The 16,159-nt window shown below is 65.5% G+C and carries 11 protein-coding genes and 1 riboswitch; of the genes, 2 read left to right on the top strand and 9 right to left on the bottom strand.

Going from position 1 to position 16,159, the window contains the following annotated elements; all coding sequences use genetic code 11:
* From alaS to H9639_RS02920, 6 genes are all read right to left on the bottom strand, one after another.
* A complete protein-coding gene (gene alaS / locus H9639_RS02895) occupies positions 1 to 2,694 on the bottom strand; it encodes an alanine--tRNA ligase (RefSeq protein WP_191806598.1) in 2,694 nt (897 codons plus the stop codon).
* Positions 2,695 to 2,755: 61 nt separating this feature from the next.
* Positions 2,756 to 3,010, bottom strand: coding sequence for a hypothetical protein (locus H9639_RS02900; protein ID WP_191806599.1), 255 nt, complete (start codon positions 3,008 to 3,010; stop codon positions 2,756 to 2,758).
* 33 nt (positions 3,011 to 3,043) lie between these two features.
* Positions 3,044 to 3,418 carry a DUF948 domain-containing protein gene (locus tag H9639_RS02905; RefSeq protein ID WP_191806600.1) on the bottom strand — a complete coding sequence of 125 codons (375 nt, stop codon included), beginning with the start codon at positions 3,416 to 3,418 and terminating at the stop codon, positions 3,044 to 3,046.
* A 229-nt stretch (positions 3,419 to 3,647) separates the two neighbouring features.
* Positions 3,648 to 4,274 (bottom strand): 30S ribosomal protein S4, encoded by a 627-nt coding sequence (rpsD, locus tag H9639_RS02910; RefSeq protein ID WP_091605876.1) that lies wholly within the window; start codon positions 4,272 to 4,274, stop codon positions 3,648 to 3,650.
* Between the two features lie 280 nt (positions 4,275 to 4,554).
* Complete coding sequence (locus H9639_RS02915) at positions 4,555 to 5,952, bottom strand: replication-associated recombination protein A (protein ID WP_404799707.1); 1,398 nt, start codon at positions 5,950 to 5,952, stop codon at positions 4,555 to 4,557.
* Positions 5,953 to 6,068: 116 nt separating this feature from the next.
* A complete protein-coding gene (locus H9639_RS02920; protein ID WP_191806601.1) occupies positions 6,069 to 6,905 on the bottom strand; it encodes a PhzF family phenazine biosynthesis protein in 837 nt (278 codons plus the stop codon).
* Positions 6,906 to 7,032: 127 nt separating this feature from the next.
* A riboswitch (SAM riboswitch) is annotated at positions 7,033 to 7,152 on the top strand.
* 48 nt (positions 7,153 to 7,200) lie between these two features.
* Here H9639_RS02920 and H9639_RS02925 point away from each other — a divergent pair.
* Positions 7,201 to 7,704: a flavin reductase family protein gene (locus tag H9639_RS02925; protein ID WP_191806602.1), complete on the top strand. Its 504-nt coding sequence runs from the start codon at positions 7,201 to 7,203 to the stop codon at positions 7,702 to 7,704.
* A 117-nt stretch (positions 7,705 to 7,821) separates the two neighbouring features.
* On the opposite strand, the gene H9639_RS02930 is transcribed toward H9639_RS02925, so the two are convergent.
* Together H9639_RS02930 and aspS are read right to left on the bottom strand one after the other, a co-directional pair.
* Positions 7,822 to 11,049 carry a M66 family metalloprotease gene (locus tag H9639_RS02930; RefSeq protein ID WP_191806603.1) on the bottom strand — a complete coding sequence of 1,076 codons (3,228 nt, stop codon included), beginning with the start codon at positions 11,047 to 11,049 and terminating at the stop codon, positions 7,822 to 7,824.
* A gap of 791 nt (positions 11,050 to 11,840) precedes the next feature.
* Positions 11,841 to 13,649, bottom strand: a complete 1,809-nt coding sequence (aspS, locus tag H9639_RS02935) for an aspartate--tRNA ligase (protein WP_191806604.1) — start codon at positions 13,647 to 13,649, stop codon at positions 11,841 to 11,843.
* A 125-nt stretch (positions 13,650 to 13,774) separates the two neighbouring features.
* On the opposite strand from aspS, the gene H9639_RS02940 reads away from it, so the two are divergent.
* Positions 13,775 to 15,046 carry an APC family permease gene (locus tag H9639_RS02940; protein ID WP_191806605.1) on the top strand — a complete coding sequence of 424 codons (1,272 nt, stop codon included), beginning with the start codon at positions 13,775 to 13,777 and terminating at the stop codon, positions 15,044 to 15,046.
* Here H9639_RS02940 and H9639_RS02945 read toward each other — a convergent pair whose 3' ends face one another.
* Positions 15,047 to 16,099 carry an adenosine deaminase gene (locus H9639_RS02945; RefSeq protein ID WP_191806606.1) on the bottom strand — a complete coding sequence of 351 codons (1,053 nt, stop codon included), beginning with the start codon at positions 16,097 to 16,099 and terminating at the stop codon, positions 15,047 to 15,049. It lies immediately after the preceding gene.
* Between the last annotated feature and the right edge of the window lie 60 nt (positions 16,100 to 16,159).

Genomic DNA, 16,159 nt, shown 5'->3' on the forward strand with positions numbered 1-16,159 from the left:
CTAGCTCCGGTTGGCCACCGCGGCACGGATGGCAGTCAGTGCCTCCGAGACCTTGGAAGCGTCGGTTCCGCCGCCCTGGGCGACGTCGTCCTTGCCACCCCCGCCGCCGCCGAGGACACCGGCCGCCGTCTTGACCAGCGCACCGGCCTTGACGCCCGCGGCGCGGGCTGCCTCGTTGGTGGCCACAATGACCACCGGACGCCCGTTGGCAGCACCCGCAGCAGCCACCACGGCTGCTTCGCTTCCCAGCCGGGAACGCAGGTCCAGCGTCAGGGTGCGCAGGTCGTCGGCACCGGAGACGGTGCCGGCGTCGTGGGCCAGGAGCCGGACACCGTCAACGTCGACTGCGGTGCCCACGAGGGCAGCTGCCGAGGCGGCAAGCTGTTCGCGGCGCAGGCGCTCCAGTTCCTTTTCCACCTGCTTCAGCTTGGCCAGCGTTGCCGCCACCCGCTCTGGCAGCTGGACCGAGGGAACCTTCAGCAGGTCGGACAGTTCGTTGACCAGGGCACGCTCAGCGGCCAGGTGACGGAAAGCATCCATTCCCACGAAGGCCTCGACGCGGCGGTTGCCTGATCCGACCGACTGTTCGCCGAGCAGGGTCAGGCTGCCGATCCGTGAGGTCGAGTCAACGTGCGTGCCGCCGCAGAGTTCGCGGGACCAGTCGCCGTCGATCTCCACAACGCGGACCTGGTCACCGTAGGCTTCGCCGAACAGTGCCATGGCGCCCAGAGCCTTGGCCTCGGCCAGCGGCATCACCTTGGTCTCGACCTTGTGGTTGTTGCGGATCGCCAGGTTGGACACCTCTTCGATCTCCGACTTCGCGGCATCGGAGAGGCCTTCGCCCCAGGAGAAGTCGAAGCGCAGGTAGCCGGCCTTGTTAAAGGAGCCGCGCTGCAGCGCTTCCGGGCCCAGGATCTGGTGCAGGGCCGCATGCACAATGTGCGTGCCGGAGTGCGCCTGCTCGGCAGCGTGCCGCTGTTCGGCGTCGACTGCGGCCAGGGCCAGGGCGCCGGCTGAGATTTCTCCCTCGCGCACGATGGCCTTGTGCACTGTCAGGCCCTTGACCGGACGCTGGACGTCGGAGACCTCCAGGACAAAACCGTCGCCGGTGATGAGCCCGACGTCGGCGGCCTGGCCGCCTGCTTCGGCGTAGAACGGCGTCTCGTTGAGCACCAGCTGGATCTCGGATCCCTGGCCGGCATGGGTCACGGATTCGCCGTTAGCAATGATTCCGCGCACAGCCGATTCGGTGGTCAGCTCGTCATAGCCGGTGAAGACGGTCTGTCCGGTTTTCAGCAGTTCGTTGAACACCGAGACGTCCAGATGGCCGTGCTTCTTGCCCCGGGCGTCTGCCTGGGCGCGCTTGCGCTGTTCCTGCATCAGGGAGCGGAACCCGGCTTCGTCAACCTTGAGGCCGGCTTCCTCAGCCATTTCCAGGGTGAGGTCGATCGGGAAGCCGTAGGTGTCGTGGAGGGTGAAGGCGTCCTCCCCGGAGAGCGGACGGCCGGCAGCCTTGGATTCCTTCACCGCGGCGTCGAGGCGCTCGGTACCGGAAGCGATGGTGCGCAGGAATGCCTTTTCCTCGGCGTAGGCAATCCGGGAGATCCGGGCGAAGTCGGCTTCGACCTCGGGGTACGTGCCCTTCATGGCATCGCGTGAGACCGGCAGCAGCTCCGGCAGCACCGCGGTTTCGACGCCCAGCAGGCGCATGGCCCGCACGGCGCGGCGGATCAGGCGGCGCAGGACGTACCCACGGCCTTCGTTGGACGGAGTCACGCCGTCGGAAATCAGCATCAGGGCGGAGCGGATGTGGTCGCCGACAACACGCATCCGTACGTCGTCGGTGTGGTGCGGGTCCGAGGGGTCTTCAGCGGAGGTGTATTCCTTGCCGGCGAGCTCGGCAGCCTTGTCCAGCACCGGACGGACCTGATCGGTCTCGTACATGTTCTCCACACCCTGGAGGATCATCGCCAGGCGTTCCAGCCCCAGGCCGGTGTCGATGTTCTTCTTCGGCAGTTCACCGGCCACGTCGAAGTCCGTCTTGGAGCGGACGGCGGAGAGCTGGTACTGCATAAAGACCAGGTTCCAGATCTCGATGTACCGGGTTTCGTCGACGGCGGGGCCGCCCTCCTGGCCGTAAGCCGGACCGCGGTCATAGTAGATCTCGGAGCACGGACCGCCGGGACCGGCCTGGCCCGTGGTCCAGTAGTTGTCTTCCTTGCCGGTGCCGATGATCCGTTCGTTCGGAACACCGATCTTGTCCCGCCAGATGGCGCGGGCTTCGTCGTCGCGTTCTTCGCCGTCCTCGTAGACGGTGACCCAGAGGCGTTCGGGATCAAGGCCGTAACCGCCGTCCTCCACCGGGCTGGTGAGCAGCTCCCAGGCGAAGGTGATGGCTTCTTCTTTGAAGTAGTCGCCGAAGGAGAAGTTCCCGGCCATCTGGAAGAAGGTGCCGTGGCGGGCTGTCTTGCCCACCTCTTCGATGTCGGCGGTGCGGATGCACTTCTGCACGCTGGTTGCCCGGTTGTACGGGGGCGTTTCCCTCGCGGTCAGGTACGGGATGAAGGGCACCATGCCGGCGACCGTGAACAGCAGCGACGGGTCATTGGAAACGAGCGACGCGGAGGGAACGACCGTGTGGCCCTTCCTGCTGAAGAAATCCAGCCAGCGGCGTGCAATCTCGTGGGACTTCATGGTGTTTGTAACCCTTCTGGTAAATCAGGCACGCGCAGGGCAGCTGCACGCGGGAGAAAAGTCAGCGGCGCGCGGCTGACATGGTGCCGGCGACGGTGTCAGTGGTTTCCAGCCCAAGGGCGGAGCGGAGCTCACCCTCCCGCTGATTCATGGCGTCGCGGAACGCATCGGTGAAATAGTGCACGGTGTCGGTGGCGCTGCCGACGGCGCGGTTGAGTCCGGCGGGGCCCAGCGTTTCCCTGGCCTCCGAAAGACGGCGGACGGCGATGACGCCGATGGTGATGCCGATCGACATCCAAAACACACGCTTAATCATGGCTGCTCCTGTGGTTGGCTGTAGCGGTCAGGGCTAGCGGCTGCGGCGGCCGCGGCCGGCGGGGCGGCGGGCGGCCAGTGCTGTGCGCACACCGTAGGTGAAAGCGGAGACCTTGATCAACGGGGAGCCGACGGTGGCCGCGATCAGTGATGTCAGCGCCGACACGTTCGCGGACGCGTCGGAGACATTCGAGGAAATGCCGTCCACTTTCTGCAGCTGCAGGTTAGTGGTGGAAACGGTGGTGGTCACTTCGTCGATCAACGGAGTGGTTTCTTCACTGAGGGTTTTGATGGATCCGCGAAGTTCATCGAAGACCTTTCCCAGTTTGATGATGGGTACGGCCAGCAGCGCAACAAGCACGGCAAATACGCCCGCTGCGATCAGACCAGCGATATCTCCACCTGACATGGTTCTCCTTGGGATCGGTTCGAAGACATTTCCGCTATGTACCTTACCCATTTACGGGCCGGGACACTTACTTTGGCCCGGACGGCAGGGGGCTTTCCGCGGCACTGAAGCCGGCGGCGGGGCGGCAGGCACGTCCGAAAGGGGCCGCCAAACGAAACAGCCCGCGGCACGGGGGCCGCGGGCTGTTCCGGTTTCGCCTTGTGTTCCCGGAACCGGGAACGCAGTCGAATTAGCGTGCGTAGTATTCCACCACGAGCTGCTCTTCGCAGGTCACGGGAATTTCCGAGCGCTTCGGACGGCGAACCAGGCGGGCCTGCAGCTTCTCCAGGGAGACATCCAGGTAACCCGGAACAGCGGGCAGGACGTCGCGGTGGGCACCGGCAGCGGCAACCTGGAACGGCGTCATGGTCTCGCTGCGCTGGTGCACATGGATGAGCTGGCCTTCGGACACGCGGAACGACGGGCGGTCCACGCGGGCGCCGTCAACCATGATGTGACGGTGCACAACAAGCTGGCGGGCCTGGGCGATCGTCCGGGCAAAGCCGGCACGCAGCACGAGGGCGTCAAGACGCATCTCGAGAAGCTCGATCAGGTTTTCACCGGTCAGACCGGCGGTGCGGCGGGCTTCCTCGAAGACACGGGTCATCTGTGCTTCGCGGATGCCGTACTGTGCACGCAGGCGCTGCTTTTCACGCAGACGTACTGCGTAGTCGCTGTCCTGCTTGCGGCGGGCGCGGCCGTGCTCACCCGGGGGGTAAGGCCGACGCTCGAAGTACTTTGCTGCCTTGGGGGTCAAAGCAATGCCGAGGGCGCGCGAAGCGCGGGCCTGACGGCGTGCACGTGTTGAATTAGCCACGTTCACCTTTCACTGTTTTGGCGGTTTCGCTGGGTATCCGCCGGGATAAACCCGCCGGGCACGCAGCTGATACGTAGTCACTGGCCTCCATTAGGGAGAGCTCCGGCCAACCGCTGCCTTCCGCTGCAACGCAGCTGCCGGGACACACATCTGCCCGTCCGGGGTAACCCGGTTGGAACAGAATGGGAATGTCCGGCAGAACGCTTGCCAGTCAACCATCAATCCTAGCATGGGCGGGCCCGGTTACCGCCGCACCGCGGCGGGGCCTGCAGGCGGCCCGTTATTGTCCGCGAATGATGCCGCGCAGGCGTTCCAGCCGGGCTGAAATGTCCCGTTCAGCACCGTTGGCGGTGGGTTTGTAGTAGTCCTTGCCCACCAGGTCATCGGGAGCGTACTGCTGCTTGGCGACGCCGTGTGGTTCGTCATGGGAGTAGACGTAGCCCTTGCCGTGGCCCAGCTGTTTGGCTCCGGGATAGTGGGCGTCCCGCAGGTGGGCCGGAACCCCGATGCCGTACCCGGCCCGCACATCCGCCGTCGCAGCACCAATGGCCTTGTATGCAGCGTTGGACTTGGGTGCCGTTGCTATGTGGACCACTGCTTCCGCCAGGATCAGGCGGCCTTCGGGCATACCGATCATCTGCACCGCCTGGGCTGCGGCAACCGCGGTCTGCAGCGCCGTCGGGTCCGCCATACCAACGTCCTCCGCTGCGGAAATCATCAGGCGCCGGGAGATGAAGCGCGGGTCCTCCCCCGCTTCGAGCATTTTCGCCAGGTAGTGCAGGGCAGCGTCGACGTCGGATCCCCGCAGTGACTTGATGAACGCACTGGTGACGTCATAGTGCTGGTCCCCGGCCCGGTCATAACGCAGGGCGGCAACGTCCAGGGCCTGCTCGGCATGGGAGAGCAGGACGGTGGGCACCTCTTCGTCCGGGTCGCGCTCGGAATAGGCGACGCCGGCAGCGGCTTCCAGCGCGGTGAGTCCGCGGCGTGCATCACCGGCCGCGAGCCGGACCAGATGCTCCAGGGCCTCGTCGCTGAGTTTGATCCGTCCGGCAAGCCCCCGCTCATCTGCCGTGGCGCGGACCAGAAGGCTGGAAATATCGGCCTCGGTCAGCGGCTTGAGGGTCAGCAGCAGCGACCGGGACAGCAGGGGCGAGACGACGGAGAAGGAGGGATTTTCCGTGGTCGCAGCGATCAGCACCACCCAGCGGTTCTCCACGCCGGGAAGCAGCGCATCCTGCTGGGCCTTGTTGAACCGGTGGATTTCGTCCAGGAAGAGAACGGTGGTGACACCGTGCAGGTCACGGGCAGTCAGGGCCTCGTCCATCACGCGCCGGACATCCTTGACGCCTGAGGTGATAGCGGAAAGCTCCACGAACTTCCGGCCCGGCCCGCGGGCTACTACGTGTGCCAGAGTGGTTTTCCCGGTGCCCGGCGGCCCCCAGAGCATTACAGAGGAGGGCCCGGCGGGCCCGCCCTGGGGTGCTTCGGCGAGGGTGCGCAGCGGTGAGCCGGGGGCCAGGAGATGCTGCTGACCCACTACCTCATCGACGCTGCGGGGACGCATCCGGACCGCCAGGGGACTGCGCGGGCGCTGGCGCGTGCCGCCGCCGTCGTCCCCGGCTCCGTCAAAGTCCTCCGGGTCCGCGTCCTCATCGCTGCTGAACAAGTTCCTCACGTTCCAAGGCTACCCGTGCCCTCTCCCCTTCCTTCGCTGCCGGCTCCCGGGCGGGCGCGGACCCTGCCGCCACCCCGCGGGCCGGGTGCTGGGTACCGGACGGACCCGGTGGACGGCTAGAGCGAAACCGACCCGTCGATGCACGTCACGGATTCCCCGCCAACCCAGATGCGGCCCTCGCGTGTGAAGACCCGTACCAGGCCGGAACGGTGAACCGCTGTGCCCTGGGTGACCGTGTAGCGCTCCCCTGCCAGGCCTTCACCGATGAGCCACTGGGCCAGGCCCGCGTTCAGGCTCCCGGTGACAGGGTCCTCGGAGACTCCCAGACCGGGGGCGAAGGCGCGTACCTCGAAATCAGTTGCCGCGGTTTCAGGCTGCGGACCGATCACACCGACCCGCAGGCTGCCGAGCGCGGCGTGGTCCGGGCGCAGCGAAAGCACTGTCTCGGCGTCGGGAAGCAGCAGCCCCAGCCATCCCGGTCCGTTATCCACCCATTGGTGGCCGGCCACCTGGTTCAGCGTGAGTCCCAGAGCCGCGGTGACCCGCGCAAGGACGTCCTCCTCCACGGGACCGGTGCGCAGAAGCCGCGGCGCGGCGAAAGCGGCCAGCCCCGCACTGACCCGCAGCGGGACCAGGCCGATGCCGCACTCCTGGATGACAAGTCCCGGCCTCATCGGCGTGTTGCCGGCCTCGGTCCAGGCATGGCAGGTGCCGAGCGTGGGGTGGCCCGCGAAGGGAATCTCTCCCCCGGGCGTAAAGATCCGGACCCGGTAGTCGGCTTCATCCTGGGTGGCGGGGAGCACGAAGGTCGTCTCGGAGAGGTTTGTCCAGCGCGCGAACCGGAGCATGGCTTCTTCATCAAGGTCCTCACCGTCCAGCACTACTGCCAGCGGATTGCCCTGATAGGGGCGGCTCCCAAAGACGTCTACCTGCTTGAACCAGCGTTGTCTCATGCGGACACTGTAGTGGCATCCCGGCACCGGATCCGCAGCCCCGGCGGTTACGAAGTGTTGCGGATCTGCCGCGGCATGTGACGAGGGTTTGCGCCCACCCCCGCACCGCCCCTAGATTGATGGGCAGAATCAAGAGTTCCAGCCACAAGCCCTGGCCGGTTGGACGGCAACCCTCTCGCCATAGCGGGGTGCTCCAGGTGACGATTCGGCCGCCCCGGTGGATCTCCCGGTGCGGCAAGTACAGCGTCCCCATGCTGCTTCAGGGCAGGTGGGCGCGTCAGGCAGAGGAAGTCCCATGGCCCTTGAAACCGATTTGCAGCCCAACGCCCTCCGACGCGCCTTCGGGCGTTTTCCCTCCGGTATTGCGGCCCTGTGCGCCGAGGTTGACGGCGCGCCGCAGGGCATCGTCGCATCCTCCTTCACGGTGGGAGTCTCCATGGATCCGCCGTTGGTGATGTTCGCGGTCCAGAACACCTCACGGACCTGGCCGGTGCTGCGCTCCGCGCAGCGGATCGGCGTGTCCATCCTTGGGTCGGGGCACGACGGCGTCTGCCGCCAGATTGCCTCCCGGGACGGAGACCGGTTCGCCGGCCTTGACCTGCACCAGGCCGGGGGTGCTCTCTTCCTGGACGAAGCCGCACTCTGGCTCGACTGCTCCATCGAAAACGAGGTGCCGGCCGGAGACCACGCCGTGGTGCTTCTGCGGGTCCACGGGTACTCCACGCATGAAGATGCCCATGAGCCCCTGGTCTTCCACGGTTCGGCGTTCCGCAACCTGTCCGTTCCCGAGTTCGCCTGAACCGCGGGGAACAACCTGGAAGGACCCAGTAGAAGGGGTGCACCTCCCGATCTGTACTGATCCCCGGGAGGTGCACCCCTTCTGCTGTTGACAGATTATTAGCCGGTTACTGCCGTGCTAGGCGTCCAGCCCAAGGCTGAACAGCGTTGCGATGCTGGTGGCCCTCAGGCTCGCCATCCCCGGGTTGGCTGACACGGTGAACCCTGTCCAGAGCTGGTTCGCTCCGTCGTTCTTCGCATACATGCCTACCAGCCCCTCGTCACGGTAAAAGTCGAGGTAACTCGATACCGCGCTCTTGAGGTGCCCGTCCGCCTCCGGAAGCCATACCTGTGATGCATCAGCCGGCGAGCAGGCAGCAACGTTGACCGGTGTGCCGGGCACCAGGCACATATCCGGCCGCGCTTCGCTGTGCAGCGCGCCGCGGGTATCCATGAACCAGCGCTGCGCTGCCGTATCGGTGCACAGTGCCTTGTTCCTGGGGACAGTAACGCCAAGGTTGCCGCCCAACACCAGGCAGTGGCCATTGTTGACGAGCAGCCGTCCACCGACGGGAAGGACCTGGGTGGAGCTTTCCGTGAATCCGTTTATGGACAGCAGTGTGACCAGTTTCGCCGTGGCTGCCGGGTCCCTGTCATCCAGTTTGGCCTGGTGGTCCTGGATAAAGGTGTCAATCGCGGCGCTGGCGAAATTCAGTCCGGAAAGTGTCGCCAGGCTGCTGGATTTCAGTGTGGCCATTCCCGGGTTGGCGGAGGCCGCCAGGCCCGTCCAGATCTGGTTGGTTCCGGATGTCCTGCCGTACATCCCGGCGATTCCCTGGTGGCGGTGGAAGTCGAGATAGTTTGACACCGCACTCTTCAGGTGTCCGTCCGCCTCCGCGATCCACACCTGGGCCGCTGCGGCTGTTGTGCAGGATGCCACCTTCACGGGCGTTCCCGGCACCAGGCACAGGTCCGGACGCGCTTCGCTGTGAACTGCTCCGCGGGCATCCATGACCCAGCGCTGGGCTGCGGTGTCGGCACAGAGTGTTTTGTCCTGCGGCACCGTGACGCCAAGGTCGGCGCCCAGAACCAGGCAATGGCCGCCGTCGACTTCCAGCCGGCCACCGGCCGGGAGCACCTGGGTAGGGCTTTCCACGAGCCCGAGCGAAGACATGAGGGTGAAAAGCTCCGCTGTGGCGGGTGCATCCCCGGCATCGAGTTTCGCCTGATGCCGTTGAATGAAGGCATCGACTGAGGCGGCGGCCGCCACCTGCTCCTGCACTGCTGCGGCTGTCTGCTGTGCCGCCGGGGTGAGTCCGCTCAGGTCGTCCTTCCAGCTCGCCAGCAGCACCGTGCCGTCCGTGTCCAGCAGCGGGACATCCTGGTCCGCAACCGCCTGCAGTTTGGCCTCAAGTTCCGGCAGTTCGACGGCCCGCAGGGCTTCGTAGCCGGCGTCCTGGCCAATAACGACGGCGGGGCGCAGCGGCTCCTGGTCCGTCGCGATGGTGACCGGGCTGCCGAGCGTCGTCGTCGTGCCGTTCACCCGGCAGTTGATGGACGCACCGGTTGGTTTATCCGCCTGGGAGAGGTTGATGTTGAACTGCTTGACTCCGTCGGTGGCCAGGAGTGCGGTCTTATCTACCCGGCCGTCCTGGAAACTGATCTCCATCCAGCAGCGGCGGGTTGAATCCGTTGCCGCCGTGTCCGCCTGCGGAAGGTTGAAGACGTTCCCGTAGTTGCTTCGGAAGGCGGGATAGAGCACGGTCTGCTCAGGTTTTCCAGGGTTGTAACCGCCAAGCAGGGTGTACACGGGGACTCCCACCTGGGACGGTCTGGGCGCTGAAAAAGAGGGCGTTTTGGCTTTCGCATCAACGTATCCGCCCGCCGCGGAGTCCCAGTCGCGGTAGCCGCTCGGATAGGCAAGGTCCGGCACCACGGTGCGGAGGGAACGCTGCGTGATTTCTGCGCTGTAACCGGTGAGATGGGTGTAGCGCGAAAGGGTGCTGGAATTGGCTCCCCCGGACATCGTGTCCCGGTGGTAGTTATAGATGCCCTGGTAGTTCTGCGTGAAGTTTCCTGCGCTCAGGTCAAAACCGGCGGCGGTAAAAGCCGTATCGGCTGAGAGATTGGAACGCATCCGGTCCCGGTAGGCGATGTAGCCCCAGCCGCTCTCACTGTGATGGCTTGCATTGATGACCCGCTCATCGCCCTGTTTTGACGTGTCGACGCCGGGATAATGTCCCAGGCCGTAGGAGTGCCCGAGTTCGTGGCTGAGCTCGTTCCCCACCGAGTCGAAGAGAGTGGCCATGCCGTTGCCGCCGCTGAGTCCGTGGGCCTGCACTCCGTTGGCGTAGTTCCCGGCGGAATGGTGGATGATCCGCTGGTTGAAGGTACCCGGCTGTTTCTGGTCCATGGGCCCGCTGGTGGTACCGAAGTTCGCGAGGTTGATGCCGCTGCTCACCTGCGCCTTACCGACGCTCTCCCGCATGTCGCCGGAATAGACGTCGCCGTTGACGGCGCTCTTCTGGTCGTAGATTGCTCCGGAGGCCACAATCACTTTGTCGAGACGGACCGGTTCATAAATGGCCATTGTCAGTTTCGAGACCGGAATGGTCTGGAAATAATCTGCTCCGGCTTTCTCCGGTTCGTTGAACATGTAGTGACCGTCCGACGTCGGATAGTCAGTAAGCATGCCGAGCTCAATGGAGCTGATGATCATTTCGGCCGGCGGCGCAAACTCAATGCCCTGCCGGCCAAGGACTCCGCTGCCCTTCTCCGTTTCGAATGTCAGCTCCAGACCGGGTCTCATCCAATTCCACGGCAGCTCAGCCGTCCAAGCCGTTGAGGAATAGGCGATGTCCGGCCTGTTGTTCGTGATGTTCATATCGGACCTGGGAATATCCGCCGGGGCGGCCAGGTCCAGTGTGCCCTGCGCTGCTCCGTTGACTGTTGCCCTGACGCTCACCCGGGTGGCACCGGAGAGCGGTGAGAACAGCACCAGTGCCGCCCTGTCAGTGACCAGGGACGGCATTTTCGCCGCTGCGTTGCCGCTTGCGTTGATCGTGTGGCTTTGGGCGAACTGCACCTGCCCCTGGAGGCCGCCCGTGAGGTCGTTACGGAGCTGGCGCCCGGTTCCGTCGGCCGTTGTGTCATAAAAACCCGCGAGGACCGGAGGAAGTGGAGACGATGCCGCTTCCGCGGCGAAGGACTCTCCTCCGCGTCCTTCTCCCGTCCGGGGTAGATCTGCGGCGAAGCCGGTGATTCCCAGGACGAGCGCCGGTGCGGCGGTTGCCGTGGCAAGCCGGGTCAGAAACGGGTACTTGTGGTTCTTACTGCGTCTCCTGATGGGCGGAGCGTTGCGCTGCATTCGTGTTCCTCGTCGGCCCGCGGTATATCGACGATGTGACGTATTGTCAGGTGCGGGCAGAAAACAATCGCCTTCTAAACCCTAGGATCGGCATTCCTCAGCTGGAATAGCGGGCACCTGGAAACGGCGCTAAAACCCCGAATTCATTCCACGTAAAATGCAAAGCCTGCTTGCTTTTCTTTCCCGTGCTTAGCGGGATTTCGCAAGTTCTGGCCGGAACTGCGGGAGACGCGCGCAGTTGCGGCTGCTCCCGGTGGGCCTGGACTGGCCCGTTCGGGGACAAACCGTTTGGGGACAATCCGTCCGCGGCGGGACAATCCTGCCGCGGCGCCGCGCAGGAAAGTCCCCTAACGGCAGGAATGTCCCACATCGGAGGAAAACCCGGCCACCCGGTGTCCCAGAGCGGCAGGAATGTCCCACACCGGAGGAAAACCCGCCCGCCCAGTGTCCCAGACTGGTTAGGAAGTCCCGGAACGGGAGGAGAATCCACCGCGCAGGAAAGTCCCCTAACGGCAGGAATGTCCCACACCGAAGGAAAACCCGCCCGCCCAGTATCCCAGAGCGGCTAGGAAGTCCCGGAACGGGAGGAGAACCTCGCCGCGCCGGTCCCCGGCGGACAGCCAGACGGCCCAAAGCGGCCCGCGGGGTCAGCACGCAAAACGCCCGGCTGGGGATTCCCAGCCGGGCGTGTGGACAATGCCTTATGAATCTGTGCTCAGGCAGCAGATGCTGTGATGGACCCGGAAATGCCAAACGACTTCCGGAAGCCGTCAAAGGCCCCGCGGCACCTGCTACTCAGCCGCGGGCTTCTCCTGCTGCTTCTCCTGCTGCTTTTCCTGCTTCTTCTCCGGCTTGAAGTCCACGCCGGCTTCCTTGCGCTGCTGGGCGCTGATCGGAGCTGGAGCGGAGGTCAGCGGATCGTAGCCGCCGCCGGACTTCGGGAAGGCGATGACGTCGCGAATCGAGTCGGCACCGGCCAGCAGGGCCACCACGCGGTCCCAGCCGAAGGCGATGCCGCCGTGCGGCGGAGCGCCGTACTTGAACCCTTCGAGCAGGAAGCCGAACTGCTCCTGTGCGGTTTCCTCGGAAATGCCCATCACCTTGAAGACGCGTTCCTGCACATCGCGCTGGTGGATACGGATGGAACCGCCGCCGATTTCGTTGCCGTTGCAGACAATGTCGTAGGCGTAGGCCAGAGCCGACCCCGGATCCTTATCGAAGGTGTCCATGAACTCGGGCTTCGGTGAGGTGAACGCGTGGTGCACGGCGGTCCATTCACCTTCACCGGCAGCGACGTCACCGGCGGCCACGGCTGCGGCCGCGGGCTCGAACATCGGGGCGTCAACGATCCAGACGAATGCCCAGTCCTTCGGATCGATCAGGCCGGTGCGGTGGCCGATTTCGACGCGGGCTGCGCCGAGCAGTGCGCGCGCGGAGGCGGCGTCTCCGGCGGCGAAGAAGATACAGTCGCCGGGCTTGGCGCCAACCTTCTCAGCCAGGTTTTCGCGCTCGAAGTCGGTGAGGTTCTTGGCGACCGGCCCGGTGAGGGTGCCGTCTTCCTGGACCAGCACGTAGGCCAGGCCCTTGGCACCGCGCTGCTTGGCCCATTCCTGCCAGGCATCGAGGGTGCGGCGGGCCTGCGAGGCACCGCCGGGCATCACGACGGCGCCAACGTACGGGGCCTGGAAGACGCGGAAGGTGGTGTCCTTGAAGAACTCGGTGAGTTCGGTCAGCTCCAGGCCGAAACGCAGGTCCGGCTTGTCCGAGCCGTAGCGGGCCATGGCGTCGGTGTAGGTCATCCGGCGGATCGGGGTTTCGATCTCGACGCCGATCAGCTTCCACAGCGCCTTCACGATCTGCTCACCCAAGGCGATGATGTCGTTCTCTTCGACGAAGCTGGCTTCGATGTCCAGCTGCGTGAACTCCGGCTGGCGGTCCGCGCGGAAGTCTTCATCGCGGTAGCAGCGGGCAATCTGGTAGTACTTCTCGAAACCGCCGACCTGCAGCAGCTGCTTGAACAGCTGCGGGGACTGCGGCAGCGCGTACCAGGAGCCGGGTGCCAGGCGGGCCGGCACCACGAAGTCGCGGGCGCCTTCGGGGGTGGACCGGGTCAGGGTGGGGGTTTCGATTTCCACGAAGCCCTCGCCGTGCAGCAGCTCACGGGCCACGCGGTTGGCTTCCGAGCGCAGGCGCAGGGCCGCGGACGGCGCCGGGCGGCGCAGGTCCAGGTAGCGGTGCTTCAGGCGCGCTTCCTCGCCGACTTCGACGTGCTCATCGATCTGGAACGGCAGCGGGTCCGAGGTGTTGAGGATGACGACGTCGTCGGCAATGACCTCGACCTCACCGGTGGCCAGCGCGGGGTTCTCGTTGCCTTCGGGCCGGCGCTCGACCTTGCCGGTGATCTGCAGGACGTACTCATTGCGCAGGCCGTGGAAAACGTCTTCTTCCCGGACGACCACCTGGGCAACACCGGAGGCGTCACGCAGGTCCAGGAAGGCAACGCCTCCGTGGTCGCGGCGGCGGGCAACCCAGCCGGCCAGGGTAACGGTCTGTCCAATATGCTCGGCCCTCAGGGAACCAAGGGCGTGTGTGCGCAGCACAGCAGTCCTTTCAAGTTGATTGGTTGCGGAAACACCCGTTCCCGCCCATTGTGAGTAGAGATCTTCTTCGAGTTTACCGGTGTTCGAATCTGTTCCCGGCCAGGGGCAGACTGATCGGAGGATGAGTGTCCGGCAACGCTGCCCAGAACCGCCCCCTTGGCGGCTTCGATGCGACGACGGCCGGCATCGGTTCGATTGTCGGAGCCGGTGTTTTCGTGGTCTTCCCGGCTGCCATTGCTGCGGACAGCGGGGCCCTGGCACTTCCACTGGCCATTGCCGCGGTCGTTGCCTACTCGTGCGGCGTATCAATTTTTCAGGTCAGCGCGGCTCTGGGAGCCGGTCAAGCCAATTACGACGACGGCGGGACCCGCGGGGCGCGCCTGCTCCTGGGACCCACGGCGGCCTTTGTTACCGGCTGGGTGTTCCTCTGTTCCCGGCTGGCAGCCTCTGCGGTGGCTGCCCTGATGCTTGGCACCTACCTGCTGCCGGATTTCGCGGTTCCCGCGGCGGTTGCCGCCGTGGTCCTGACTGCCGTGCTGAATGTCTTTGGGATAACGCGCAGCGACTGGGTGTCCCGGTTCATTGTGGCGTTCGTGATTGCGGTGCTGGCGTTCGTGGCAGTAGCCGCGTTTAATTCCGACCGCCCGCCCGGAAGCGTCAAACTGGCAACCCTGCCGGAGCCGGGGGTGACCGGCATCCTGGAATCGGCTGCGCTGCTCTACTTCGCTTTTATCGGTTACGGCTATCTCGCGTCACTGGGCCCGCATGTGCGCTCCCCCGCGCGGAACATTCCGCTGGCTCTGCCTGCGGCCCTCGCCGTCGTGCTGGCCCTGTACCTTGCGGTGGGCCAGTCACTGCTGAGCTATTTTGGTGCTCCGGCGCTGGCCGCGGAGGACGCCCCGCTGCTCGGCCCGGTAAGCCAGGTCAGCGGCGGCATTGGCACCGGGGCCGTCATGATTGCCGCCGCGGCCGCCGGGCTGGGTGCGCTGTCTGCACTGAATGCCGGCTGCGCGCGCGTCGCCGGGGCCATGGCGGAGGAAGGCGAACTGCCGCGGGTTTTTACCCGGACCCGGGCGCCGGTCCGGGGGCGTTCAGCGGCCCAGTGGGCAGGGATTACCCTGGGAGCCGCCGTCGTTATCGCCCTGGTTCTCGCCTTCCCCCTGACGACCCTGCTGGGTGTCGCAGCCTTTATGGGCCTGCTCTACGCGGGCCTCACCGCGGTCTACGCGTTCACCCTGCGGTCCCGGCGCTGGTACACCCCGCGGGTGCTGAACCTGCTGGGGATCGCCGGGGCTCTCCTGCTGGCGCTGTCCCTGCCGCTGCTGGACGTCGCGCTGGGGCTGATGGCCGTGGTGGCCGGCGCCGTCGTCCGCCTGACCTTCCGGCGGGAACGGTGACTATTCAGTTCCCTGCACCAGCAGCCAGGCCTCGAGCTCGGCCAGCAGCTCGTCCTTGCGTTCGGCAGAAGCAAACGAGCCGGTGATCGAGTTGCCGGCCAGCTGCGCCAGCTGGGCTGGATTCAGGTCGAAGGTCTCGCGGAGGACGGCGAAGTTGTCGTCCACGTAGCCGCCGAAGTAGGCAGGATCATCGGAGTTCACCGATACGTTCAGTCCTTGTTCCAGCAGCAGCGGCAGCGGGTGGCTTTCGAGTGAATCCACCGCCTGCAGCCGGACGTTGGAGAGCGGGCAGATGGTCAGCGGAATCTGGTCCCGCTCCAGGCGTTCCACCAGGGCCGGGTCGTCCATGCAGCGGATTCCGTGGTCGATCCGGTCCACCAGCAGCAGGTCCAGGGCCTGCTCAATGTAGTGCGACGGTCCCTCCTCGCCGGCGTGGGCCACCAGTTTCAGGCCGGCGGCGCGGGCCCGCTCGTACAGCGGCACAAAGTTCTCCGGCGGGTTGCCCACTTCCGCTGAATCCAGGCCGATGCCGATGATCGGCGCGTCCATGGCCAGCAGGTCGGCAAGCACCTGTCCGGCTTCCTCCGGCGACCGGTCGCGCAGGAACGCGGCGATCAGCCCCGAGGAAATGCCGAACTCCTCCCGGGACTCCGCCAGGACGGAGGCAACACCATTGATGCAGGTCTCCAGGGGAACACCGCGGACCAGGTGGGCCTGGGGATCCACCATCATTTCCACATGCCGGACTCCGGCAGCCGCAGCCCTGACCAGGTAGGCGCGGGTCATGTCCGCGAAGTCCGCTTCGGTGCGCAGCACGTTCATGTTGGCGTAGTACAGGTCCAGGAAGGACTGCAGATCGGTGAACTCGTAGCGCGCGCGGAGCTCGTCCAGGTCTGCGTAGGGCAGGTCGATGCCGTTCCGGGCAGCCAGCTCAAAGATCAGCTCCGGTTCCAGGGTTCCTTCGATGTGGAGGTGGAGTTCAGCGCAGGGCAGCTTGCTCAAGGGAGTCCTTTCAAATGATCCGTCGGCTGCGGGCGTGCCGCAGCGTCCCATTAAGCCTAGGGTGCCGCCGCCGCGGTGACCATTCCGGCCTGGCTGCACTGGCGGCGGCCA

Source organism: Arthrobacter gallicola (genome assembly GCF_014836775.1).
Classification (GTDB): Bacteria; Actinomycetota; Actinomycetes; order Actinomycetales; family Micrococcaceae; genus Arthrobacter_B; species Arthrobacter_B gallicola.